This is a genomic window from Sphingopyxis sp. QXT-31, assembly GCF_001984035.1.
GTDB lineage: Bacteria > Pseudomonadota > Alphaproteobacteria > Sphingomonadales > Sphingomonadaceae > Sphingopyxis.
The window spans coordinates 1,608,104-1,631,318 of record NZ_CP019449.1 but is presented as its reverse complement, the minus strand read 5'-3'; the positions used below and the strand labels follow the sequence as shown (position 1 = coordinate 1,631,318).

29 protein-coding genes are annotated in these 23,215 nt (G+C 66.4%); 20 read left to right on the top strand and 9 right to left on the bottom strand.

All coding sequences use genetic code 11. The features are described from left to right. The first annotated feature begins 34 nt into the window (after window positions 1-34). The 9 genes from BWQ93_RS07945 to tatC all read left to right on the top strand — a co-directional run bounded on the left by BWQ93_RS07945 (window position 35) and on the right by tatC (window position 7,308). Window positions 35-646, top strand: coding sequence for a hypothetical protein (locus tag BWQ93_RS07945; protein WP_443029367.1), 612 nt, complete (start codon window positions 35-37; stop codon window positions 644-646). A gap of 138 nt (window positions 647-784) precedes the next feature. Further along, complete coding sequence (argS, locus tag BWQ93_RS07940) at window positions 785-2,512, top strand: arginine--tRNA ligase (protein ID WP_077030064.1); 1,728 nt, start codon at window positions 785-787, stop codon at window positions 2,510-2,512. Next, on the top strand, window positions 2,512-3,291 hold the full coding sequence (locus BWQ93_RS07935; RefSeq protein ID WP_077030063.1) for an SPOR domain-containing protein: 780 nt from the start codon (window positions 2,512-2,514) through the stop codon (window positions 3,289-3,291). Before argS ends, BWQ93_RS07935 begins: the two co-directional genes overlap by 1 nt. 105 nt (window positions 3,292-3,396) lie before the next feature. Next, window positions 3,397-4,404: a beta-N-acetylhexosaminidase gene (gene nagZ / locus BWQ93_RS07930; protein ID WP_077030062.1), complete on the top strand. Its 1,008-nt coding sequence runs from the start codon at window positions 3,397-3,399 to the stop codon at window positions 4,402-4,404. A 16-nt stretch (window positions 4,405-4,420) separates the two neighbouring features. Then, window positions 4,421-5,206, top strand: a complete 786-nt coding sequence (locus BWQ93_RS07925) for a segregation and condensation protein A (RefSeq protein ID WP_077030061.1) — start codon at window positions 4,421-4,423, stop codon at window positions 5,204-5,206. Next, complete coding sequence (gene scpB / locus BWQ93_RS07920; RefSeq protein WP_077030060.1) at window positions 5,203-5,796, top strand: SMC-Scp complex subunit ScpB; 594 nt, start codon at window positions 5,203-5,205, stop codon at window positions 5,794-5,796. Before BWQ93_RS07925 ends, scpB begins: the two co-directional genes overlap by 4 nt. A 69-nt stretch (window positions 5,797-5,865) precedes the next feature. Then, on the top strand, window positions 5,866-6,096 hold the full coding sequence (locus BWQ93_RS07915) for a twin-arginine translocase TatA/TatE family subunit (protein ID WP_083720740.1): 231 nt from the start codon (window positions 5,866-5,868) through the stop codon (window positions 6,094-6,096). Between the two features lie 31 nt (window positions 6,097-6,127). Further along, window positions 6,128-6,505 (top strand): Sec-independent protein translocase protein TatB, encoded by a 378-nt coding sequence (gene tatB / locus BWQ93_RS07910; protein ID WP_077030059.1) that lies wholly within the window; start codon window positions 6,128-6,130, stop codon window positions 6,503-6,505. Beyond that, entirely contained in the window at window positions 6,502-7,308 is an 807-nt protein-coding gene (tatC, locus tag BWQ93_RS07905; protein WP_077030058.1) for a twin-arginine translocase subunit TatC, read from the top strand. The genes tatB and tatC overlap by 4 nt, the downstream gene beginning before the upstream one ends. A 12-nt stretch (window positions 7,309-7,320) precedes the next feature. On the opposite strand, the gene BWQ93_RS07900 is transcribed toward tatC, so the two are convergent. Next, window positions 7,321-7,416, bottom strand: coding sequence for an entericidin A/B family lipoprotein (locus BWQ93_RS07900; protein WP_443029374.1), 96 nt, complete (start codon window positions 7,414-7,416; stop codon window positions 7,321-7,323). Between the two features lie 256 nt (window positions 7,417-7,672). After that, on the bottom strand, window positions 7,673-9,097 hold the full coding sequence (gene mgtE / locus BWQ93_RS07895; RefSeq protein WP_077030056.1) for a magnesium transporter: 1,425 nt from the start codon (window positions 9,095-9,097) through the stop codon (window positions 7,673-7,675). Between the two features lie 154 nt (window positions 9,098-9,251). On the opposite strand from mgtE, the gene BWQ93_RS07890 reads away from it, so the two are divergent. Next, complete coding sequence (locus BWQ93_RS07890; RefSeq protein ID WP_077030055.1) at window positions 9,252-9,701, top strand: peptidylprolyl isomerase; 450 nt, start codon at window positions 9,252-9,254, stop codon at window positions 9,699-9,701. 194 nt (window positions 9,702-9,895) lie between these two features. Here the strand turns inward: BWQ93_RS07890 and BWQ93_RS07885 are convergent, their stop codons facing one another. Continuing rightward, entirely contained in the window at window positions 9,896-11,020 is a 1,125-nt protein-coding gene (locus BWQ93_RS07885; protein ID WP_077030054.1) for an NAD(P)H-dependent flavin oxidoreductase, read from the bottom strand. Between the two features lie 104 nt (window positions 11,021-11,124). Here BWQ93_RS07885 and nadC point away from each other — a divergent pair, with 104 nt between their 5' ends. From nadC to BWQ93_RS07870, 3 genes are all read left to right on the top strand, one after another. Further along, window positions 11,125-11,970 (top strand): carboxylating nicotinate-nucleotide diphosphorylase, encoded by an 846-nt coding sequence (nadC, locus tag BWQ93_RS07880; RefSeq protein ID WP_077030053.1) that lies wholly within the window; start codon window positions 11,125-11,127, stop codon window positions 11,968-11,970. Beyond that, window positions 11,957-12,676: a ribonuclease T2 family protein gene (locus BWQ93_RS07875; RefSeq protein WP_077030052.1), complete on the top strand. Its 720-nt coding sequence runs from the start codon at window positions 11,957-11,959 to the stop codon at window positions 12,674-12,676. The genes nadC and BWQ93_RS07875 overlap by 14 nt, the downstream gene beginning before the upstream one ends. Window positions 12,677-12,781: 105 nt before the next feature. Then, entirely contained in the window at window positions 12,782-13,015 is a 234-nt protein-coding gene (locus BWQ93_RS07870) for a hypothetical protein (RefSeq protein ID WP_077030051.1), read from the top strand. Between the two features lie 181 nt (window positions 13,016-13,196). Here BWQ93_RS07870 and BWQ93_RS07865 read toward each other — a convergent pair whose 3' ends face one another. Further along, on the bottom strand, window positions 13,197-14,537 hold the full coding sequence (locus BWQ93_RS07865) for an MFS transporter (protein WP_077030050.1): 1,341 nt from the start codon (window positions 14,535-14,537) through the stop codon (window positions 13,197-13,199). Window positions 14,538-14,670: 133 nt separating this feature from the next. On the opposite strand from BWQ93_RS07865, the gene pgsA reads away from it, so the two are divergent. From pgsA to BWQ93_RS07850, 3 genes are read left to right on the top strand one after another with little or no spacing between them, the layout of a single operon-like run. Then, a complete protein-coding gene (pgsA, locus tag BWQ93_RS07860) occupies window positions 14,671-15,243 on the top strand; it encodes a CDP-diacylglycerol--glycerol-3-phosphate 3-phosphatidyltransferase (RefSeq protein WP_077030049.1) in 573 nt (190 codons plus the stop codon). A gap of 7 nt (window positions 15,244-15,250) precedes the next feature. Then, window positions 15,251-15,505: a MoaD/ThiS family protein gene (locus BWQ93_RS07855; protein WP_198040496.1), complete on the top strand. Its 255-nt coding sequence runs from the start codon at window positions 15,251-15,253 to the stop codon at window positions 15,503-15,505. Further along, window positions 15,502-15,942 (top strand): molybdenum cofactor biosynthesis protein MoaE, encoded by a 441-nt coding sequence (locus BWQ93_RS07850; RefSeq protein WP_077030048.1) that lies wholly within the window; start codon window positions 15,502-15,504, stop codon window positions 15,940-15,942. Before BWQ93_RS07855 ends, BWQ93_RS07850 begins: the two co-directional genes overlap by 4 nt. A gap of 185 nt (window positions 15,943-16,127) precedes the next feature. Here the strand turns inward: BWQ93_RS07850 and BWQ93_RS07845 are convergent, their stop codons facing one another. Beyond that, entirely contained in the window at window positions 16,128-17,033 is a 906-nt protein-coding gene (locus BWQ93_RS07845; RefSeq protein ID WP_077030047.1) for a hydrogen peroxide-inducible genes activator, read from the bottom strand. Between the two features lie 137 nt (window positions 17,034-17,170). On the opposite strand from BWQ93_RS07845, the gene BWQ93_RS07840 reads away from it, so the two are divergent. After that, window positions 17,171-17,638: an EF-hand domain-containing protein gene (locus BWQ93_RS07840; protein ID WP_077030046.1), complete on the top strand. Its 468-nt coding sequence runs from the start codon at window positions 17,171-17,173 to the stop codon at window positions 17,636-17,638. Here the strand turns inward: BWQ93_RS07840 and trmFO are convergent. Beyond that, a complete protein-coding gene (gene trmFO / locus BWQ93_RS07835) occupies window positions 17,635-18,996 on the bottom strand; it encodes a methylenetetrahydrofolate--tRNA-(uracil(54)-C(5))-methyltransferase (FADH(2)-oxidizing) TrmFO (RefSeq protein WP_077030045.1) in 1,362 nt (453 codons plus the stop codon). The two genes, BWQ93_RS07840 and trmFO, sit on opposite strands and share 4 nt — an antisense overlap. A gap of 62 nt (window positions 18,997-19,058) precedes the next feature. Between trmFO and BWQ93_RS07830 the strand changes: the two genes are divergently transcribed. After that, window positions 19,059-19,739, top strand: a complete 681-nt coding sequence (locus BWQ93_RS07830; RefSeq protein WP_077030044.1) for a lysoplasmalogenase — start codon at window positions 19,059-19,061, stop codon at window positions 19,737-19,739. Here BWQ93_RS07830 and BWQ93_RS07825 read toward each other — a convergent pair. Together BWQ93_RS07825 and BWQ93_RS07820 are read right to left on the bottom strand one after the other, a co-directional pair. Next, window positions 19,736-20,185 carry a host attachment family protein gene (locus BWQ93_RS07825; RefSeq protein ID WP_077030043.1) on the bottom strand — a complete coding sequence of 150 codons (450 nt, stop codon included), beginning with the start codon at window positions 20,183-20,185 and terminating at the stop codon, window positions 19,736-19,738. The genes BWQ93_RS07830 and BWQ93_RS07825 overlap by 4 nt on opposite strands. A 249-nt stretch (window positions 20,186-20,434) precedes the next feature. Next, complete coding sequence (locus BWQ93_RS07820; RefSeq protein WP_077030042.1) at window positions 20,435-21,280, bottom strand: TauD/TfdA dioxygenase family protein; 846 nt, start codon at window positions 21,278-21,280, stop codon at window positions 20,435-20,437. Window positions 21,281-21,446: 166 nt separating this feature from the next. On the opposite strand from BWQ93_RS07820, the gene BWQ93_RS07815 reads away from it, so the two are divergent. Both BWQ93_RS07815 and BWQ93_RS07810 read left to right on the top strand, forming a co-directional pair. Next, a complete protein-coding gene (locus tag BWQ93_RS07815) occupies window positions 21,447-21,818 on the top strand; it encodes a glycine zipper 2TM domain-containing protein (protein WP_077030041.1) in 372 nt (123 codons plus the stop codon). A gap of 129 nt (window positions 21,819-21,947) precedes the next feature. Continuing rightward, window positions 21,948-22,508, top strand: coding sequence for a peroxiredoxin (locus tag BWQ93_RS07810; RefSeq protein WP_077030040.1), 561 nt, complete (start codon window positions 21,948-21,950; stop codon window positions 22,506-22,508). 41 nt (window positions 22,509-22,549) lie between these two features. Here the strand turns inward: BWQ93_RS07810 and BWQ93_RS07805 are convergent, their stop codons facing one another. Then, entirely contained in the window at window positions 22,550-23,113 is a 564-nt protein-coding gene (locus BWQ93_RS07805; protein WP_077030039.1) for a type 1 glutamine amidotransferase domain-containing protein, read from the bottom strand. Window positions 23,114-23,215 lie beyond the last annotated feature (102 nt).

Here is a 23,215-nt window from a genome sequence, read left to right as displayed (position 1 = left end):
CAAGTTTTTCGCCGTCCTTTGCGGCACGGCGGCCATGGCGACGGTGGTGGGCTGCGCCAAGGACAACGAGATCGACTTGTCGGGCGGCGTCGGCATTACCGCGACGCGCTCGGCGTGCCCCGCGGTCGCGGTGCCGATGCATACGGGCGACATCACCCTGTTCGACCCGGCGACCAGCCGCGACGCAGCGGCGATCGACGTGGTGGCGACGATCACCAACCTGAGCCCACAGTGCAACGACAGCGGCGAGAAGGTCTATCAGCTCGCGAGCTTCGACGTCGTCGCGACGCGCCGCGACGCCGGCCCGGCACGCTCGGTCACCATACCCTATTTCTCGACCGTGGTTCAGGGCGGCACCGCCGTCGTTGCCAAGCGGCTCGGCAATGTCACCGTGACCTTCGCCGACGGCCAGGTCCGCGGTTCGGGCCGCGGCCAAGCGTCGGCCTACGTTGACCGCGCCGCTGCGACCTTGCCCGCCGACATCATGGAACGCATCACGCGCAAGCGCAAAGCCGGCGACCAGGACGCCGCGATCGACCCGCTGAGCGTCCCCGAAGTGCGCGCCGCGGTGCAGCGCGCCAGCTTCGAACTGCTCGTCGGCTTCCAGCTGACGCAGGAACAGCTCGAATATAACGTCCGACGATAATCATGCGGCGATGCGCGACGCGCGCCGTTCGCTTCTCGCTTTACCCTGCGGCGCCACCGGGCGACGCAGGGCTTTTCGCGTTGCCCAAGCTGTTATAGGGCGCGCGCCAGCAGCTCGATCAAAGATAGGCCCAAGCCCGTGACCCTGTTCAGCCGTTTCACCGACCATATCGGCACCGCCCTCGACGCCCTTGCCGCGAAGGGAGCGATCCCCGCCGGTCTCGACCGCGGATCGATCAGCGTCGAGCCGCCGCGCGACGCGTCGCATGGCGACGTCGCGACCAACGCCGCGATGGTGCTGTCGAAGCCTGCGGGCATGAACCCGCGCGCGCTCGCCGACCTGCTCGCGGCCGAACTCGGCGCGCTCGACGAAGTGACCGAGACGAGCGTCGCCGGACCCGGCTTCATCAACCTGCGCCTCGCCGACGACAGCTGGCGCGCCGAACTGGCGCTGATCCATGCCGATGCGGGCGATTACGGCCGCTCGGCGATGGGTGCGGGGCGCACCGTCAATGTCGAATATGTCTCGGCGAATCCGACGGGGCCGATGCACGTCGGCCATTGTCGCGGCGCGGTCGTCGGCGACGCGCTCGCCGCGCTGCTCGAATATGCCGGGCACAAGGTGATTCGCGAATATTATGTCAACGACGCCGGCGCGCAGGTGGATGTCCTCGCGCGCTCGGTGCACCTGCGCTATCGCGAGGCGCTGGGCGAGGATATCGGCGCCATCCCCGAGGGGCTCTATCCCGGCGACTATCTGATCCCGGTTTCGCAGAAGCTCGCCACCGAATATGGCGACCGCTTCGTCGATGCGACCGAAAGCGCGTGGCTCGGCCTGTTCCGTGCCGAGGCGGTCAGCGCGATGATGGACATGATCCGGGCCGACCTTGCGAAGCTGGGCATCCATCACGATCTCTTCTCGTCCGAGGCCGAATTGCAGGCCGCCGGCAAGCCCGCCGATGCCGAGGCATGGCTGCGTGCGCGGGACCTGGTCTATGACGGCGTGCTCGAAGCGCCGAAGGGCGAGACCCCCGAGGATTGGGAACCGGTCGAGCTGCCTTTGTTCCGCTCGACCAAATTCGGCGACGACCAGGACCGGCCGATCAAGAAGTCCGACGGCAGCTGGACCTATTTCGGCGCTGATCTGGCCTATCATTTCCAGAAGAGCCAGGACGCCGACGAGCTGATCGACATCTGGGGCGCCGATCATGCCGGCACCGTCAAGCGCATCAAGGCCGCAGTCGCGGCGCTGACCGAGGGCAAGAAGAAGTTCGACGTCAAATTGGTCCAGATGGTGCGGCTGCTCAAGAACGGCGAGCCGTTCAAGATGTCGAAACGCGCGGGCAATTTCGTCACGCTTGCCGACATCGTCGAGGAGGTCGGCAAAGATGCCGTGCGCTTCACCATGCTGACGCGCAAGGCCGACGCCCAGATGGATTTCGACTTCGCCAAGGTGGTCGAGGCGTCGCGCGACAATCCTGTCTTTTACGTGCAATATGCCCACGCACGGATCGCGTCCCTGAAGCGCAAGCTCGCCGATGCGGGGATCGCTGCGGCCGCACCGAACCCCGCGCGGCTGGAAGAACATGAGTTGGCGCTGGTCAAATTGCTCGCGCAATTCCCGCGAATCGTCGAATCGGCGGCGTCGGCGCGCGAACCGCACCGCATTGCTTTCTATCTGGGCGAGGTCGCCGCCGCCTTCCACGCCTGGTGGAATATGGGCAACGACCGGCCCGAGCTTCGCGTCATTATCGCCGGTGACCCCGAATTGACTGCGACTCGCCTTTATTTGGCCGATGGAATCGGGCAGACCATCCGGAATGGGCTCCACTTGATGGGGGTGGAAGCGCTCGAGGAGATGCTTTGATGGCCGAAGACAAGGACGCCGCGACGGACGCCGGACTGGGGCTGGGCGACGAGGATCGGCTGCCCTGGCTCGAAGCCGCCGACGAATATGAGGATGACGGCGAGGTTTCGCCGACCCGGCTGCTCGTGATGGTGCTCGGCGGCCTTGTCCTGATCGGCGCGGTGCTCGGCGGCCTCTGGTGGATCCAGAATGGCGGCGCGCGCGGGCAGGGCGAACTGATCGCGGCGCAGGAAGGCGACTATAAGGTCGCGCCCAAGAATGACGCCGCCAAGACCTTCGAAGGCGAGGGCGACGCGAGCTTCGCCGCGAGCGAAGGCGTGCTGCCCGCGGGCAAGGTCGATCCGACGCGCATGCCCGAGGAACCGGCGGCGACCCCCGCCGAGCGCGAGGCCGCGGCCAAGGCCGCGAAAAAGGCCGAAGCCGACAAGGCCGCTGCGGCCAAGGCGGCGGCCGCGAAAACCGCGCCCGCGGACAAGGGCAAGCCGGTCGCGACCTCGGTCAAGACCGCCGAGGCGGCAATCAAGGCTGCCCCTGCCCCGGCGGGGTCGGCGATGATCCAGCTCGGCGCGTTCAGCAGCGAGGAAGCCGCGGCAAAGGCGTGGATCAACCTGACCAAGCGCTTCGCCTATCTGTCGGGGCTGAGCAAATCGGTGTCGCCGGCGACGGTCGACAGCGGCAAGGTCTATCGCCTCCGCGCGGTGGCGGGAACGACCGCCAACGCGCAGAGCCTGTGCGGGAAATTGCGCGTTGCCGGTGAAAATTGCGTCGTCGTCCGCTGAAACGGCTCGCCCCGTCGCAGCGGTCATTGGTTCGCTGACCTTGTCATGCCATCATTCCAGCATTGGTGGCCGCTCGAGGGGGCGGCGGCCGGTGGAGATTGACGTATGATACCCGCCATCTTCGGCCTTTCGGGCTTGACCCTCAGCGACGACGAGCGCGCCTTCTTTCGCGACAGCGATCCCGCGGGCTACATCATTTTCGGCCGCAATGTCGAAAATCGCGAGCAGTTGCGTCGGCTGACCGACAGCCTGCGCGACTTGGACGGGCGCGACAATCTGCCGATCCTGATCGATCAGGAGGGCGGGCGGGTCGCGCGGATGAAGGCGCCCGAATGGCCCGATTTCCCGAGCGGCGCGGCGTTCGACGCGCTTTATGAGCGCGCGCCCGCCAGTGCGATCGAGGCGGCGCGGCTGAACGCGATGGCGCTCGCGTCGATGCTGTCCGAGGTCGGGATCACGGTCGATTGCCTGCCCTTGCTCGACGTGCGCCAGCCCGGCGCGAGCGACGTGATCGGCGACCGCGCGCTCGGCAGCGAGCCGATGCGCGTCGCGGCGCTCGGCCGCGCGATCCTGAACGGGCTGCAGGACGGCGGCGTCGTCGGCATCGTCAAACATATCCCCGGCCACGGCCGCGCCTTGCTCGATTCGCACAAGGAATTGCCCGTCGTCCACGCGCTCGACCGCGACCTCCAGACCGACTTGGCCCCATTCGCGGCGCTGCGCGACGCGGCGATGGCGATGACCTGCCACGTCGTCTTCACCGCCTGGGACCCCGACCGCCCCGCGACTCTGTCGCCGCTGGTGATCGACAGCGTGATCCGCCAGCGCATCGGGTTCCATGGGCTGCTGATGAGCGACGACCTCGACATGGAGGCGCTGTCGGGCGACGTGCCGTCGCGCGCCGCCTCGGCGGTCGCAGCGGGCTGCGACATCGCACTCAATTGCTGGGGCAAGATGGACGACATGGTTGGCATCGCGAACAGCCTCGACCCGATCAGTACGATCTCGCGCGCCCGGCTCGAAGGGGCGATGGACCGCATCGCGGGGACGCACGACGCGCGCCAGTTCGCGCTGCTCGTCGACCAGCGCGACGCGCTGCTAGCTTTGGCGTGATGGGGGCCTGACCCGAATGGAGGAACTGCCGCTCGACTATGATGTGGCACCGGCGGCGGGCGAGCGCGAGGATGCGCTGCAACTCTCCCTCGACAGCTGGGAAGGCCCGCTCGATCTGCTGCTGACGCTGGCGCGCAGCCAGAAGGTCGACCTCCGGCAGATTTCGATCCTTCAGCTGGTCGAGCAATATCTGGGCTTCATTTCGGAAATGCGTGCGAAGCTGGAGGTCGCGGCCGATTATCTGGTGATGGCGGCGTGGCTCGCTTACCTCAAATCGGCGCTGCTGCTGCCCAAGGACCCGCTCGAGGAACCCTCGCCCGACGAACTCGCGCTGCGCCTCCAACTGCGGTTGCAGCGGCTTGCCGCGATGCGCGAGGCGGCGGCGCGGCTGCTCGCGCGCGACCGCGTCGGGCGCGACGTCTTCCTGCGCCCGAAGCCCGAGGGGCTGCGCGACGTCAAGCTGCGGCGCTGGGACGCCAGCCTGTACGACCTGCTGTCGGCCTATGGCCAGGTGAAGGCGCGCACCGAGCCGGTCGTGCATATGGTCGCGCGGCGCCCCGTGATCACCCTCGACGCGGCGCTGCATCATCTCGAACGGCTGATCGGGATCAAGCTCGACTGGGCCGAACTCGCCGATTTCCTGCCGACCGACTATGACGGCCCCTTGCGCCGCTCGGCGATCGCGTCCAGCTTCGTCGCCGCGCTCGAACTCGCGCGGCAGGGGCGCGTCGACCTCAAGCAGGAGGCCGCGTTCGAACCGCTTTATCTGAGGGCTGCCCAAATGGGACAAGAAGCGCCATGATCGACGACCGCGAACGCGCGATAGAGGCGATGCTGTTCGCCAGCGACGAGCCGCTCGACGCGCGGCAGATCGCGGCGCGCTTTGCCGAGGAAATCCCGGTTGCCGAGGTCAAGGCGGTCATCCAGGCGATCGCGGCGCGCCACGCGGGGAGCGGGATCGAGTTGGTCGAGCGCGGCGGGCACTGGCATTTCCAGACCCCCGCCGACCTCGCGCACCTGCTGCGCCGCGAGCGCGACGATCCGCGCAAGCTGTCGCGCGCGGCGTCCGAGGTGCTGGCCATTGTCGCCTATCACGAGCCGGTCAGCCGCGCCGAGATCGAGGCGATCCGCGGCGTCCAGACCTCGAAGGGTACGCTCGACGTGCTGATGGAGGCCGAATGGATCGCGCCCGCGGGGCGCCGCGAGGTTCCGGGGCGGCCGCTGATCTATAAGACCACCGACGCATTTTTGCAGCATTTCGGGCTTAGCAGCCGCAAGGATTTGCCGGGTATCGAGGATCTGCGCGCCGCAGGCCTGCTCGACCCGGTCGATCTCGCGCTCGAAGAGGCGATGGGCGAGCTGGACCTGGTCAAGGACGGCGAAGAAGCCTGACGCTTTTTTCATTCGCAACGTGCATTCGGCAGGGCTTGCCCTTATATGGGCGGCTCAAGGAGATTTGAGATGGGTGGTTTGAGCATCTGGCACTGGCTGATCGTCGGGATTCTGGTCCTGCTGCTGTTCGGCAAGGGCCGTTTTTCGGACATGATGGGCGACGTCGCCAAGGGCATCAAGAGCTTCAAGAAGGGCATGTCGGAAGACGATACGCCGCCCGCGCCCAAGCATCTCGAAGGCCAGCGCGCGCCCGACGCCGCGCCGTCGCCGACCCCGACCGCCGACCGCGATACGCTCTGACCGCGTTCCGCCTGCGGGGAAGCCAAGCTAGATGTTCGATGTAGCGCCCACCGAGTTGCTGCTCGTGGTGGTGGTGGCCTTGGTCGTCATCGGCCCCAAGGACCTGCCGAAAGCGATGCGCTTCGTCGGTAAGTGGATGGGCAAGGCGAAGGGCATGGCACGCCACTTTCGCGCCGGCCTCGACACGATGATGCGCGAGGCCGAGCTCGAGGAACTCGAGAAGCAATGGCGGTCGCAGAACGAGGCGATCATGCGCGAGTTCCCGCGCATCGACGACGACACGCCGCCCGCGGTCTCGATCGCCAAGGCGCCTCCCGAACCGGTGAAGAACGAAGGCGCCACCGCGCCCGAAGCCGCGGCGACTCCCGAAACGCACACGGTGCCGCCGAAGGACGGGCCGCTGCCATGAGCGCCGAGGGTCCCGTGACCGCCGAAGAGGATGGCGCCGGCGGCAAGATGCCGCTGCTCGACCATCTGATCGAACTGCGCTCGCGGCTGCTCAAGTCGCTGGTCGCGGTCGCGGTGGCGTTCGGCGTCTGTCTCTATTTTGCCGAGGATATCTTCCGCATCCTCGTCCAGCCGCTCGTCGCGGCGGGGCAGGGCAAGATTATCTATACCCAGCTGTTCGAGGCCTTTTTCGTCCAGATCAAAGTCGCGCTGTTCGCAGCGACGATGATCGCCTTTCCGGTGATCGCCAACCAACTGTGGAAATTCGTCGCGCCGGGCCTCTATCGCAACGAAAAGCGTGCGCTGCTGCCTTTCATCTTCGCGACTCCCGTGCTGTTCACTGCGGGCGCCTGCCTCGCCTATTTCGTGACGGTGCCGGTAGCGCTCAAATTCCTGCTCGGCTTCCAGGGCGACCTCGGCGGTATCCAGCAGGAGGCGCTGCCCTCAGTCGCGAATTACCTCAGCTTCATCATGCAGTTTATCATGGCGTTCGGCATCTGTTTCCTGCTGCCGATCCTGCTGATGTTGCTCGAGCGCTCGGGGATCGTCACGCGCCAGCAGCTGGTGTCGGCGCGGCGCTACATGATCGTCGCCGCCTTCGCGATCGCCGCGGTCGCGACGCCGCCCGATATCCTGAGCCAGTTCCTGCTCGCGGTGCCGCTGATCCTGCTTTACGAGCTGTCGATCTTCGCGATCTGGTTCACGCAGCGCCGACGCAAAACAGGCGCCGAAGCGGCGCCTGTCGAGCCTCTCGAAGAGGCCTGAGCTAGGAAGCGATCAGTCGATCGCGTCTTCGCCTGCTTTGCCGACCGATTCGATATCGCGGCCGGCACCCTTTACGGTGTTGCAGCCAGCGACCAGAAAGCTTGCCATCAACGCCAGAATGATCACGCGAAAACTCGACATCGTTCTTCACCTTGTTTTGGGACCAGATGCAAAATGGCCCGGCACGCTTCGAGGGGGGGGGAGGGAATACGCGCCGGGCCAATGTTGCTGAGCAGCGCTGCGGGGGGGCGATGACCGCTGCTCATATGGGAAACCGCTGAGTCTGGGGATAAGTTCCAAAAAAAAGTTCGGAGGATGAAAATTTTTTCGTTTTTCTCGAATCGTCAGCGATTCCAGCGCGTTGTCAGCCCAACAATGTGAGCCCACTGGCGACCGCGAGGCCGAGGAACGCCAAAAATCCCATCGAATCCGTCGTCATCGTCACGAAAATCGAGCTCGCGACCGCCGGATCCTGGTCGAGCCGGTCGAGCAGAAGCGGGATCGCGACCCCCGCGACCCCAGCGACGAAGATGTTGACGACCATCGCCGCGGCGATGACGCCGCCGAGCAGGGGATTACCGAACCACAATGCGGTCGCGGCCCCGGCGATCGCCGCGATCGTGCCGCCGTTGAGCAAGGCGATCTTCATTTCGCGGAAGATCGCGCGCCAGCTGTTCGAATCGGTGAGCTGGTTCATCGCGAGCGCGCGAACGGTGACCGCCAGGGTTTGCGTGCCTGCATTGCCGCCGACCCCCGCGACGATCGGCATCAACGCGGCTAGCGCGACCATATGTTCGATCGCACCGCCGAAAAAGCCGACGATCGACGAGGCGACGAGCGCAGTGCCTAGGTTGGCGACGAGCCAGCGCACGCGCGCCACATAGGTGTCGCGGATCGGTTCGTTGATGTCGCCGTCGCCGGCGCCCGACAGGCGCAGGATGTCCTCGCCGGCCTCTTCCTGGATGATGTGCACGACGTCGTCGACGGTGATCATGCCGACGAGGCGTCCGGCCTTGTCGACCACCGCGGCCGAGATCAGCGCATATTTCTGGAAGCGCAGCGCGACCTCTTCCTGATCCATGTCGACCGGGATCAGCGTCTGTTCGCGCTTCATCACGTCGCCGATGGCGATGTCGCGCGGGGTACGCAGGATCCAGCTGAGCTGGCAGGTGCCGACCGGCCGATGTTTCGGGTCGACGACGAAGATTTCCCAGAAATCGCTGGTCAGGTCGGTGTCTTCGCGCAGCCGATCGATGACGTCGCCGACGGTGACATGTTCGGGCACCGCGACGAACTCGCGCTGCATCAGGCGGCCGGCGGTTTCCTCGGGGAAGGAGAGCGCGTCCTCGATCGCGGCGCGATCCTCGGGCTCCATCGCCTCGAGGACGGCCTGCTGCTCGTCCTCCTCCATGTCCTCGATGATCGCGACGGCGTCGTCGGTATCGAGTTCGGAGGCGAGTTCGGCCACCTGCTCGGGCGCGAGCAGGTCGATCAGCTCCTCGCGTACATAGTCGTTCATTTCCGCAAGCACGTCGGCGGAAAGCAGGTCGCCGATGACTGCGGCGAGCATCGGGCGTTCGTCGGCGCGCGCGAGTTCGAACAGGTCGGCGATGTCGGCGGGGTGCAGGCGGCCGATGCGCTCGCGCGCGGCCTCGCCTTCGCCGGCCTCGGCGAGTTCGATGACGTCGCGGACGAATTCGGGCTTCAGCCGGTCGTCCTCGTCGAGTTCGGTCTCGGGGGTCTCGACCAGCACGTCTTCGGTCGGCAGGGAATCTTCGCGTTTGTCCATCGCGCGGTCCTCCCTGGCTGTGCGGTGTCTCTGCCTCCCCCTAGGCCCGCGCCCGGCATAAGGCAACGCCGCGCGGGCGGGCTGCGCAATTTCTGCGTGGCATTGGCGCGCCGCGCGGCTATGGGACCGCCAATCCCTTTTTCAGGAGCTTTTCATGACCGAACAGACCCTCACCCTGTCACTGTCGACCGGCGACGTCGTCATCCGCCTGCGTCCCGATCTGGCGCCGCTGCACGTCGAGCGCATCACCGACCTCGCCAAGGAAGGCTTTTACGACGGCGTCGTTTTCCACCGCGTGATCCCGGGTTTCATGGCGCAGGGCGGCGATCCGACAGGCACCGGCATGGGCGGCAGCAAGCTTCCCGACCTGCCGCAGGAATTCAACGCCGAACCGCACGTCCGCGGCGTGTGCTCGATGGCGCGGTCGCAGAACCCGAACAGCGCGAACAGCCAGTTCTTCATCTGCTTCGACGACGCGCGCTTCCTTGACAAGCAGTACACCGTGTGGGGCGAAGTGATCGAGGGCATGGAAAATGTCGACGCGCTGCCCAAGGGCGAGCCGCCGCGCGAGCCGGGCAAGATCGTCAAGGCGACGGTGGCCTGATTGGCGCTCCTTCCCCCTTGATGGAGGAAGGATACGCAGCCTTATCGCGAAGCGATTACGCGAAGTTGGATGGGGGGTGACGGTACATCCTTGCGCCGCCGCTTCGGGCCGAGAGCGCACCCCCTCCGCTGCGACTAGGCAGCAAGCTGCCAAGTCTCGCTGCCTCCCCCATCAAGGGGGAGGTTTTTTGTGAATCAATCCCCGATAAAGCCGTTCAGCCGTTCGCAGGCGGCGACCCAGTCCTCCTTGAACGCCTGGACGACCTGCCCGGCGCCCATCGCCTCGTTCATCAGCCCGACGCCCTGGCCGACCCAGTAGGTCGCGAGGTGTTTTGCGCCCTCGTGGCCGCCTTCGGAGAGCTTGTCGACCTGGCGCAGCGCGGGTTCGCTGACCAGCGACTGGAGCGGCATCGGCAGCGGCTTGGGCGCACCTTCGGCTTCCCAGGCGTCGGTCCACGGCGAGCGGAGCTGGCGCGAGGGTTTGCCGGTACGGCTCTTCGAGCGCACCGTGTCGCGCGACGAGGCGGCGAGCATCTTTTCCTTCACCACCGGGTTGGTCTCGGCCTCGGCCGTGGTCAGCCACACCGAGCCGGTCCAAGCGCCGTGCGCGCCCATCGCCATCGCCGCCGCCATCTGGCGCCCGGTGACGATGCCGCCCGCGGCGAGGATCGGGGTCGTGGCGCCCACAGCTTCGACCGCGGCGGCGACCTCGGGCACGAGCACCATCGTAGCGACTTCGCCGCAATGGCCGCCCGCCTCGCCGCCCGCGACCACCAGGATATCGACCCCGGCGCGGACCTGCGCCAGCGCATGGTCGCGCGTGCCGACGAGCGCGGCCACCGGCACGTCGTTGCGCTTGCCGAGTTCGAGCATCAGCGGCGGCGGCACACCGAGCGCGTTGGCGATCAGCCCGATCGGGTGGCGGAAGGCTACTTCCAGAAGCGCGGCGGCGCCGGCGTCGCTCATATTGTCGCCGAGGCTGGAGCTGACGCCGCCGACGCTGCCCGCGTCGACGCCATGTTTTTCAAGGAGATCGGCGACGAAGGCCTTATGCTCGTCGGGGATTGCGGGGCGCGCGGCCTTTTCCTCGCCCTTGCCCGCGAAGCTGTTGGGGACGATCAGATCGACGCCATAGGGTTTGCCGCCGATATGCTGGTCGATCCACGCCAGTTCTTCCTCGAGCCGCTCGGGCGGAATGCCGGCGGCGCCGAAGACGCCCATGCCGCCGGCCTTCGACACCGCGACGACGACGTCGCGGCAGTGCGAGAAGGCGAGGAGCGGGAATTCGATGCCGAGCATCGCGCAAATGGGGGACAGCATTAACCTCTCCGATCTTTTCTATCTTCACCTGTGTCGAGCATGTCAGCGCTAGTTTACGTAAACGTCAAGTTGATTTGCTTGGGGAGCCCATTATCGCGGGCGGCATGAGCGATTTTTCCCTGACCGGTTTCGACCTGGACGCCTTCGTCCGCAACACTTTTTCCGAGGATCTGGGGTCGGGGGGCGACGTCACCTCGATGGCAGTGATCCCCGCCGACGCGCGCTTCGAGGGGGTGATGGACAGCCGCGATGCGATCACCGTCGCGGGGCTGCCGATCGCCGAGGCCTTCTTCCGTGCGCTCGATCCGGCCATGGCGATCGAGATACTGGTCGGCGAAGGCGAGCGGGTGCCCGCCGGGACCGACCTGATGCGCTTGTCGGGCAATGCCCGCGCGATGCTGACCGCCGAGCGCTCGGCGCTGAACACGGTGCAGCATCTGACGGGGATCGCGACGCTGACGCGCGAATATGTCGATGCGCTGGGCGGAAACGCGACCCTGCTCGACACGCGCAAGACGATCCCGGGGCTGCGGGTGCTCGAGAAATATGCGACGCGGATGGGCGGCGCGACGAACCATCGCATGGGGCTGTGGGATGCGGCGATGATCAAGGACAATCATGTCGCGGTCGCGGGATCGGTGGAGGAAGCGGTGCGCCGCGCGGTCGCCGCAGGAGTCGCGAACATCATCGTCGAGGTCGACCGCGTCGACCAGGTCGAACCCGCGCTGTCGGCGGGCGCGACGCATCTGCTGCTCGACAATATGGACCTCGGCGAATTGCGCGAATCGGTGGCGATCGTCGGAGGGCGCGTGCCCACCGAGGCGTCGGGCGGGGTGCGGCTCGACACGATCGGCGCGATCGGCGCGACGGGGGTGACCTATGTGTCGGTCGGGCGGCTGACGCAGTCGGCACCCGCGGCCGACATCGGGCTCGATTTTGCGCTGGCCTAGCGCCGCCGCGGCGCTGCTCGCGCTCGCCCCTACCGCCGCGCAGGCGCAGGCCTTGGCGTGCAAGGCGCCAGATCGCGCGCCGGTCCCGCGGATCGAGCAGCCGCGGCGCGGCGAGCCGGTGCGCACGCCGGCGACCGCGGGTTATCTGCTGAGCCTCAGTTGGTCGCCGCAGCATTGCGCGGGGGTGCGCGATAAGAAGGATAAGCGCGACCGCTTCCAATGTTCGGGCGAGAACGGGCGTTTCGGCTGGGTGCTGCACGGGCTGTGGCCCGAGGCGGCAAACCCCGGCTATCCGCAATGGTGCCGCCCGGCGAAGATCGTGCCGCAACCGGTGCTGAAGCAGCATCTGTGCATGACGCCCTCGGCGCAGTTGCTGCAGCACGAATGGGCCAAGCATGGGACGTGCATGAGCCCGAACCCCGCGGCCTATTTCAAATCGGCGTCGATCCTGTTCGGCGCGGTGCGCTTTCCCGACATGGGCAAGCTCGCGGCGAAACCGCAGACGGCGGGATCGATCCGCGCGGCGTTCGTTGCGGTCAACAAGGGGATAAGACCCGAAATGCTGGCGGTATCGGCCGACGACAAGGGGTGGCTGAAAGAGGTCCGCTTCTGTCTGGGACCGCGGATGAAACCGCGGCGCTGCGCGTCATTCCAGCGCGGACTGGCGGACAAGAGGGTGGTGCGCGTGCGGGCGATGCCGCGTTAACGCTTACGGCGCGCGGCGTCCCGCGGCGGGACGCGCGCTGGCGGCCCACGCGTTAACGATTTTTTAACCTTATCGACTCGTTAACGCAGGCGTAGCTTGCGGGGCATGGAAGATTTCGACTCCGAGCTCCGCATCGATATCCGCGACCGCATCCGCGATCATGGTCAGCGCCAGCTGGTCATCGCGCGCATGAGCGCGCCCGCCGACTGGGAAGGCGCGCTGCGCCACGCGATCCGCCAGCACCGCGAGCCGGTGAAGGTCTTCAGGGGATCGGACCTGAAGCTGTTCGTCCAGAGTTTCCTGATGTTCTTCACGGCGACGATGGTGTTTTTGATGTGATGTCCGGCCGCGGGCAGCAGTAGCTGCCGCGAAGATCCTCCCCACGCGAAGCGATGGGGAGGTGGCAGCGCGAAGCGCTGACGGAGGGGTTTCACCGTCGCGTGGAAAGCGACGTCATACCCCTCCACCACCGCCTGCCGCGGCGGTCCCCCTCCCCAACGCTTCGCGATGGGGAGGATATTTAAACCCGCACCCCTTCGTCTCCGTCGCCCGCCTTCGCCGGCCCATCGTCGCAGGCCTTGTGCAGCTTCACCGCCAGCCACGCAGAGACGAGGCACATAACCGCGCTCATCAGCAGCTGGTCGACGACACCGACGCCGATAAGGCCGAGGCCGATCGCAAGTAACGAGCCCGCGACCATTGCGCCCGAATTGACGATATTGTTCGCCGCGACGGTGCGTGCGGTCTGGTCTTTGGGCACGGTGGTGGTGAGGAAGGCGTAGAGCGGGACGACGAACATGCCGCCGCTGATCGCGATGCCGAGCAGCGCGCCGAGCAGCGGGATGACGTCGGCGTGGTTCAGGAAGCCGTCGATGCCGTACATGACGCCGGAGGGATCATGCTCCCAATTGCGGCACACCCAATAAAAGGCGAGTACGAAGACACCCATGACGATGACGCTGGCAGGGCTGTAACGCGCCGAGACCTGGCCCTTGAGCAGGCGGTTCACCGCGACCGAGCCGATCGCGATCCCGATCGAGAAGATCGCGAGGAACAGGCTGGCGACGCTCTTGTCGGCGTGGAGGATATTCTTCACCAGCGGCGGGAACTGGATGAACAGCACCGCGCCGATCGTCCAGAAGAAGCTGATCGAGAGGATCGCGAGATAGAGGCGCGGAATGTGCATCGTGCCGCGCACCAGCGTGATCGACGAGCGGACGATGTGCCAGTCGATGCCATGTTCCTCATGCTCGGGCGGCGCGGGCGGCACCTTGCGGCCCGTCCAGTAGCCGAGCGCGGCTACGAGCACGACGCCGAGCGCGGCCCATTCGACCTCGATCACTCCCGCGAGGATCGTGCCCGCGAGGATCGCGATATAGGTGCCGGCCTCGACCAGTCCCGTGCCCGCGAGCACCTCGTCGCTCTTCAGATGCTGCGGCAGGATCGCATATTTGATCGGGCCGAAGAAGGTCGAGTGGATGCCCATTGCGAACAAAGCGAGCATCATCAGCGGGATGGCGAGCAGATGAACCGCGAAGCCCATCCAGGCGAGCACCAGCCCGAGGCCGCCGACGAGCATGATCAAAATCTCGCAGAATTTGACGATGCGGATGATCCGCGCTTTGTCGCGCGTGTCGGCGAGTTGTCCCGCGAGCGCCGAAAGCAGGAAAAAGGGCAGGATGAACAGGCCGGTAGCGACCGCGCTGAACATGGTTTCGGAGGCTTCGTCGTTGAACACGCCATAGACGACGAACAGCACCATCGCGTTCTTGAACAGATTGTCGTTGAACGCGCCGAGCAGCTGGGTAACGAAGAGGGGCAGGAACCGGCGTTGCTTCAACAGCGCAAAAGAGCCGGTCATGCGTGGTTCCATCCCGTTAAAAATCGCGCGAGCATCCTATGTCCCCCGGCAATATGGTTGTCGCCCGGCGGGCTTATCGGCTAGGGCGGGCAGGGTCAAAGCCTAAAGGCCGCGCAAGCGGGAAACAGGGGTCATGCTCAGCCTTCCGAACGTCCTGACTTTGTCGCGCATTTTGGCGGTTCCCATATTGCTGTTCCTGCTGTGGCCGGGCGTCCGCGAGGGATCGCACCAGCCGCTGGCGATCGACTATGCGCTCGCCTTCATCCTCTACTGCCTGATGGGCATTACCGATTATTTTGACGGCTATGTTGCACGCTCGCGCGGGATCGTGTCGCGGCTGGGCGCCTTCCTCGATCCGATCGCCGACAAGATTATGATCGCAGCGGTGATCCTGCTGCTCGTATTCACGCGCGACATCGACGGTTATCATGTGATCGCCGCGCTGATGATCCTGCTGCGCGAGATCATCGTGTCGGGGCTGCGCGAGTTCCTCGCGAGCCTGCAGGTGTCGATGCCGGTGACCCAGCTCGCGAAATGGAAAACCACCTTCCAGCTCGTCGCCTTCGGCGCGCTGATCCTGGCGGGGGCTTTGCCTGCGATGGTCTGGATCAAGACGGTGGGGCTCGCCTCCTTGTGGGGCGCGGCGGTGCTGACCTTGATCACCGGCTGGGATTATTTGCGCGTCGGCCTGAAGCATATGGATTGAGCGCGCGATGCTGAAACTTAGCTATTTCGCCTGGGTGCGCGAGCGGATGGGCACCGGCGAGGAGTCGATAGCGCTGCCCGACGACGTGCGCACGGTCACCGACCTGATCCTGTGGCTCGCAGCCCGCGACGAGGCCGGCGCGCGCGCCTTTGCCGAGCCGATGCGGATCCGCGCGGCGGTCGACGGGCATATGGCGGGACCGGGCGCGGTGGTGCCGCGGAGCGGCGAGGTCGCGCTGTTCCCGCCGGTGACGGGCGGATGATCCGGGTCGCGGTCCAGGCGGAGGCGATCGACGTCGCGGTCGAATATGCGGCGCATGATGTGGGCGGGTATGGCGCGAGCGCGAGCTTCGTCGGGCGGGTGCGCGGCGACGACGGGCTGACAGAGCTGTTTCTCGATCATCATCCGGTGCTGACGGCGAGCGGACTGGAGGCACTAGCGGGCGAGGCCGGGGCGCGGTGGAGCCTGGGGGCGTTGACGCTGATTCACCGGGTCGGAGGCATGGCGCCGGGCGAGACGATCGTGCTGGTGCTCGCGAGCAGCGCGCACCGGGCCGAGGCGCTGGCGGCGGTCGAGTTCCTGATCGACCGGCTGAAGACCGATGTGATGCTGTGGAAGCGCGAGAGTTTCAGCGATGGACGCGCGGCTTGGGTCGAGCAGCGCGAGGGGGATCACAAGCGCTCTGAAAGGTGGGGATGATGCTCCTTCTCCCTTGATGGGAGAAGGATATGGAGCCTTAGCCGCAGAGCGGCCTAGGCGGAGTTGGATGAGGGTGACGGTGTGCTCCTGCACGGTCGCCTCGGGTCGAAACCGCACCCCCACCGCTGCGACTAACGAACAAGTTCGTAAGTCTCGCTGCCTCCCCCATCAAGGGAGAGGGGCACTCAGGCCGCCCTATGCTGCCGGAAAATATCCGCGAGCATCCGGAACTCGTCGGCGCGCGGGCTGCCCTTGCGCCAGACCAGCGCGATCGTGCGCCAGTCGTGGTCCGAATCGAGCGGACGGGTGTCGATGTCAGTGTGGTCGAGAATGCCCGCCTCGATCGCCATTTGCGGCAGCATCGTGATGCCGAGGCCGTTGTCGACCATCTGGACGAGCGTGTGGAGCGAGGTGCCCATCATACGCGCGCCGGCGCGCAGTTCCGGCCGGTTGCACGCGGCGAGGGCGTGGTCCTTCAGGCAATGGCCGTCCTCGAGCATCAGCATCTGCGCGGGGTCGATCTGGTCGGCGCTGACCATCGCGGGGAGGTTTTCCGATTGGTCGCCGGGGAAGGCGACGAACAAGGCGTCGTCGAAGAGCGCCTCGGCCTCGACGTCGCCGCAGGCATAGGGGAGCGCGAGGAGAACGCAGTCGACGGCGCCGTGGTGGAGCGACTCGCACGCCTGCGCGCTCGGTTCTTCGCGCAGGAACAGCTTGAGTGCGGGGCGGGTCTTGCGCAGCAGCCGCAGCATGTTCGGGAGCAGGAAGGGGGCGATCGTCGGGATGACGCTCATGCGCAGCTCGCCGACGAGCGGCGCGGCGGCGGCGGCGGCCATGTCGGCGAGTTCCTCGGCCTCGCGCAGCACGCGGTGCGCCTTGGCGACGATCGCATTGCCGAGCGTGGTGAAGCGCACAACGCGGCGCGTGCGTTCGACGAGCGTCTGGCCAAGCAGGGTCTCAAGCTCGCGGATGCCCGCCGACAGCGTCGACTGGGTGACGTTGCACGCGTCGGCGGCGCGGCCGAAATGGCCATGCTCGTGCAGCGCCACGAGATATTGCATCTGTTTGAGCGAGGGCAGGTAATTTTGCATTGATCGGATATAGCTATGACGCACGCGAATTTGAACAAGTCGTTCGATTATTTGATCGGTCCGATGTGCGGTGCATCCGGTTGCCGGACAGGTCATGTCCATGATAGGCCTGCGCAATTCGGGCGGAGGGCGTGGCGATGGCGGTTTCGCGGTTCCTGATCGGGGGTGTGGCCGGCGTGCTGCTGCTCACCGGCGGCGTGTTCCTGTGGAAGGGGCAGACGCAGCTTGCCGAGGAGGCGGTGCTGCCCGAAGCTCCGCCTGACCCCGGACCGATTCCCGTCGCGGCGGCGGGCGCGCCGAAGCGCGGGCCCGCGCCGCCCGCCTTGCCCGCGGCGAAGGAGGCCTCGCGCGAGGAACGGCGCTTCAACCGCTACGACCGCGACCGCAACGAGGTGGTAAGCCGGATCGAGATGATGTCGACGCGCACCGCAGCGTTCCGCAAGCTCGACAAGGACGGCAACAACCTGCTGACCTTCGAGGAATGGGCCGGGGCGACGGGCGAGCGCTTCGCGGGGGCGGACAAGGACAAGTCGGGCGGGCTCAGCCGCGCGGAGTTCGCGACGACGGCGCTGAAAAGGGCGGTGGTCGCGAAGTGCAAATGCTAGGCTAAGACGCCCTCGGCGAGCTTCATCCATTCCGCCAGCTTCGTCCCCGCGCGCTGCGTATAGCCCAGCTTGCGGTCCTTCTTGAGCACATCCTCGGCAAGCGGCGGGAAGAGGCCGAAATTGACGTTCATCGGCTGGTAGCTCGTCGCGTCGGCCCCGCCGGTGATATGGCCGAGCAGCGCGCCGAGCGCGGTCTCGAGCGGCGGCGGGGGCAGGGTGCGGCCGCCGAGCTCGGCGGCGGCGAAGCGCGCGGCGACGAGGCCGATCGCGGCGCTCTCGACATAGCCCTCACAGCCGGTGATCTGACCGGCAAAGCGGATATGCGGCGCCGATTTGAGGCGGAGCTGGCCGTCGAGCAGTTCGGGCGAGCGGATGAAGCTGTTGCGGTGGAGGCCGCCGAGGCGCGCGAATTCGGCCTTTTCGAGCCCGGGAATGGTGCGGAACAGCTCGACTTGGGCGGCGTGCTTGAGCTTGGTCTGGAAGCCGACCATGTTCCACAAAGTGCCGAGCGCATTGTCCTGGCGCAGCTGGACGACGGCATAGGGCCAGCGTCCGGTGCGCGGATTGTCGAGGCCGACGCCCTTCATCGGGCCGAAGCGGAGCGTTTCGGGGCCGCGTTCGGCCATGACTTCGATCGGCATGCAGCCTTCGAAATAGGGGGTGTTCGTCTCCCACTCCTTGAATTCGGTCTTGTCGCCGTCGACGAGCCCCTGGACGAAGGCGTGATATTGGTCCTTGTCCATCGGGCAGTTGATATAGTCCTTGCCGTCGCCGATCGGGCCGACCTTGTCCCAGCGGCTCGCCATCCAGGCGACGTCCATGTCTATGCTGTCGCGGTAGACGATGGGGGCGATGGCATCGAAGAAGGCGAGGGCGTCCTTGCCGGTTGCGCTGCCGATGCTGTCGGCCAGCGATGCGGCGGTGAGCGGACCGGTCGCGACGATAGTGAGGCCTTCGGCGGGCAGCGTGTCGATGCGTTCGCGGACGATGCTGATGTTCGGGTGGTTTTCGAGCGCGCGGGTGACCCCGCCCGAAAAGAGGTCGCGGTCGACTGCGAGCGCCGAACCGGCAGGAACCTTGGTGGCGTCGGCCTCGCGCATGATGATCGAGCCGAGGCTGCGCATCTCACGGTGGAGGAGGCCGACGGCGTTGCTGTCGCCGTCGTCGCTGCGGAAGCTGTTCGAGCAGACCATCTCGGCGAGCGTGTCGCCCTGATGCGCCGGGGTCATGTCGCCGCCGCCGCGCATCTCGGACAGGCGGACGCGATAGCCCGCCTCGGCGAGCTGCCAGGCGGCTTCGGAGCCGGCGAGGCCGCCGCCGATGATGTGAATGTCGTGCGCCACTTTTGCCCTAATCATTGACTTGCCGTTGGTCCGCCGCGCAGTAGGCGCCTTGGAGCGAAGATGCAAAGGGGCGCGGGATGAGCGGGACAAAGGGCTGGGATCGGGCGCGGTGGCTGTGGTGGCTGGCGCTGGCCGGCGGGATCAGCTTTTTCGTCGCGGTGTTCCTGCGGCTCGGCGGGCCCGCGATCTGGGCGTGGAAGACGACGGGCGTGGGTTTCCTGGCGCTCTGGGCCGCAGCGAACGCGCGTGGGCGCGACGGCTGGCTGATTGCGGCGGCACTGGGGTTCGGGGCGCTTGGCGATTATCTGCTCGACGCCATAGGGCTCGAAAAGGGCGCGGTGGCTTTCGTGATCGGGCATCTAATCGCGATTGCGCTCTATCTGATGAACCGGCGGCCGCAGCTGGCGTCGTCGCAGCGGCTACTCGGCTGGATCGCCATGCCCGCCACGCTTGTCATCGTGTGGGGGATGCTGAGCCCGCAGCCGGGCTGGTGGCATGCCGCCGTCTATTCCCTGTTCGTCGCCGCGATGGCCGCGGCGGCATGGACCAGCCGCTTTCCGCGCTATCGCACCGGGATCGGCGCAATGCTGTTCCTCGCTAGCGATCTGTTCATCTTCGCGGGCGAGGGCGGCGTGCTGAGCAAGGACGTCACGATGTGGCTGGTCTGGCCGCTCTATTTCGGCGGACAGGCGCTGATCGCCTGGGGGGTGGTGAGCACCCTATCCGCAGAAGCGCGCAGCCGGGACGCCGCGGCCTAGGCTTCGCCAATCAATAAGGCCTCGATGTCGCCGATCGGGCGCGCGGTCATTTCCTTGACATGCTCGCCGGCGATGCGGCGCTGGGTCTCCTTGTGCCAATGCTGGCGGAGCTCTCCCATCGTGCGCGCGGGGGCGACGACGACGAGGTCGTCGAATTCGCCCGCGAGTGCCATCGCGTTGATCTTTGCGCTGACGTCCTTGGCGAAGCGGTCTTCCTCGAGCTGGTGGAAGTCGGGCTCGCCCATCGTCCCGCCCGACAGCCCCGTGCCCGCGGGGGCATAGGACTGGCCCGAGGGGGCGGTCTTGATGTCGCTGTTCTTGCGATCCTCGCGCTCCTCATGCGCCGCGGTGCGCAGGTCGATCTGCTGCTTGTCGCCTTCGTTGCGCAAGAACAGCGCCTTGCGGCCGTCGGCGACGAGGACGAGCGTGTCGTGGGGGAGCGGCATGGGTGTTTCTCCTTCTTCGGTTGAAGGGGAAACGCGCGGGCGCGGTGCGGGTTTCGGCGGGGTGTCGGATGGAGGGGGCGGTTGGTCGGGTTGGGGAGGGTAGCTCATCCTGAACTTGTTTCAGGATCCATGGTCTGCCGTTTTCTTCGGCGCAGCGTCGGACGAGAGTTCAGGCCATGGATGCTGAAACGAGTTCAGCATGACGAGATTTAGAGTGCGGCTTTCCACCCCAACGCAGCCATTCGTCTCTCAGCCCCCGTCCCAAGCCGCGATCGTCGTGCGGTGGAGCAGGCGGTCGTACCCGTCATAACCACCGGTCGCGCGGTGGAGGACCGAGCGGTTGTCCCACAGGATCAGCATGTCGGGCTCCCATTTGTGGGTGTAGCGGAATTCCTCGCGGCCCTGCCAGTGGAGCAGCTCGACGATCAGCGGGATCGCCTCGGCATCGTCCATGCCGTCGATGCCGATGATATAGCCCGCGCAGCCGAACAGCCCCTCGCGGCCGGTCTCGGGGTGCTTGCGGATGATCGGGTGGAGCTGGGTATCGAGTGCTTCCTCGCCCGAGACAATGTCCATGCTGCGGTTCTTGTCGTTCGCACCATACATGCCCGAGGGGGCATAGCCCGCGCGCGCGCTGTGGATCGCCTGTTTGCCCTCGATCTTGGCGCGCAGAGCATTGGGCATCGCATCGAGCGCGGCGTGCTGGTTCGAAAATTCGGTGTCGCCGCCGACCGGCGGGATGGTGATGCCGAGCAGGCAGGTGCCCGCAGGTGGGCGGGCCTGGAAGCTCCAGTCGCTGTGCCAGTTTTCAGCAAAGAGCGGCGCGGTCTCGTCGTGGCGGCGGCGGACGGCGATGACATGCTGGCGGCCGGGGATCGGCTTAATGAAGGGATCGTCGCCGAAACCGCCGAAATAGCCGGTGAAGCGCTCGAGATCGTCGTCGCTCATCTCTTGGCCCGAAAAGGCGAGGACATGATGGTCGAGCCAGGCGGCGCGGATTTCGGCGACGGTGGCGGGGTCGAGCGGCTGGGTCAGGTCGACGCCGGTGACGCGGGCGCCGCATGATTGGCCGCTGGGGACGATGGTCAGGGTCATGGCGCGATGCTGCGCCTGTTGCCGCGCGGCGTCAATCGGGCGCGGCAGGGCGCCCCGAAAGCTCGCCGAAGCGAGGCGCCGGGCGCTTGGGGGCGGGCACAATTCAGCGAGGCGCCATCTTTCATTTCCTACTCTGACCGCGAGGGGGCGAAACTGGAGAAGAGAAATGTTTCTGCTCAAGAAACTGGCTTTGACCGCATTGATCGGCGCCAGCGCCGTGGCGGCGCTGCCGGTCGAGGCCGATGCCCGCGACCGGCACCACCGCCATGGCTATTACCGCGACCACGACCGCTACAGCGATTATCGCCGCGACTATCGGCGTGATTACCGCCGGGATTATCGCCGCGACTATCGCGAGCGCCGCTATAATTGCCGCCGCGGCAGCGGCACGACCGGCCTGATCGTCGGCGGCGCCGCAGGCGCGCTACTCGGCCGCGAGGTCGATCGCTATGGCGACCGGCTGCCGGGGACGATCATCGGCGGCGCGGCGGGCGCGCTGATCGGGCGCGAGATCGATCGCGGCGGGCGTCGCTGCTGAGATTGCGCGGGCGGCGGCGCTCCGCTTTGGAGCGCCGCCGCCGTGCGACGATTTTTTGCGGCACGCGGGCGAATATCGGCTAGACTGTCCACGGCGGCGTCCGGTTCCGCCGGTCGTGGAGGTCGCCCGATGAAAGCCCTGATGAAATTCGCCTTGCCGCTCAGCCTTGGCCTGTCGCTGGTCGTGCTGCCTGCGCCGTTGGGCGCCGCGCTGCAGCAGGGGGCCAAGGCGCCCGATTTTACGCTGAAGGCCGCGCAGGGTGGCAAGGAATTCAGTCTGTCGCTGAAGGCGACGCTGCGGGGTGGTCCGGTTGTGCTCTATTTCTTCCCCGCCGCCTTCACCCCCGGCTGTACGGTCGAAGCGAATCTGTTTGCCGAGGCGAATGGCAAGTTCAACCAGCTCGGCGCGCGCGTGATCGGGGTGACCGCGGGCAATATCGACCGCGTCGCCGAATTCTCGCGCTCCGAATGCCGCGACAAATTCGCTGTGGCGGCCGACCCGGGCGCCAAGGTCGCAGCGCAGTATGACGCGACGATGCAGCGTCCCGACGGGTCGATGCTCTCGAGCCGCACGTCGTACTTAATCGCCCCCGACGGCAAGATTTTGCTGGCCTATACCGACAACAAGCCGCAGGCGCATGTCGAGAAGACAATGGCAGCGGTACGCGCGTGGAAGGGGAGACGGCGCTGATCATCGCCCGCCCCCTCTTCACGGCTGGATCTGGGTAAAGGTCATTCCGCCGGAACGGCTGCCTCGGTCACGGCTTCGATAATGGCGTCGCAGAAGGCGGGCAGATCGTCCGGACAGCGGCTCGTTATGATGTTTCCATCGACGACCACCTCCTCATCGACGACCTCGGCACCGGCGTTCGCTACGTCGATGCGGATCGACTTGTAGCTGGTCATTCGCCGTCCCTTCGCGAGGCCGGCTTCGACTAGCAGCCAGGGCGCGTGACAGATGGCGGCGATCGGCTTCCCGGCTTCGGCAAAATCCCGGATGAGCGCGACTGCGCTCTCCTCCACGCGCAGAAGATCGGGGTTGATCTGGCCGCCGGGAAGGACGAGCGCGTCGTAATCGGACGCCTTCGCATCGGCAATTTTGAGATCGACGTCGATCTCGTCGCCCCAGTCGTCCTCGTCCCATCCGGTGATGTCACCCATTTCGAGCGACGCGACATCGACATCGGCGCCCGCCCCATCGAGCCGACGCAGCGGGACTTCGAGTTCGGATTGCTCGAATCCGTCGGTGGCCATGATCAGGATGCGGCGCGTTGCTAGGGGCTTGCTGTCTGGCATGTCGGAAACTCCTTGTCTGTTTCCGGATCAATGCGCGGCGGCCTTCGTCGTTGCTTCGCTTCCTCGCGCGCTATTCTCGCCTCAGCCGGAACCAGCCGCATA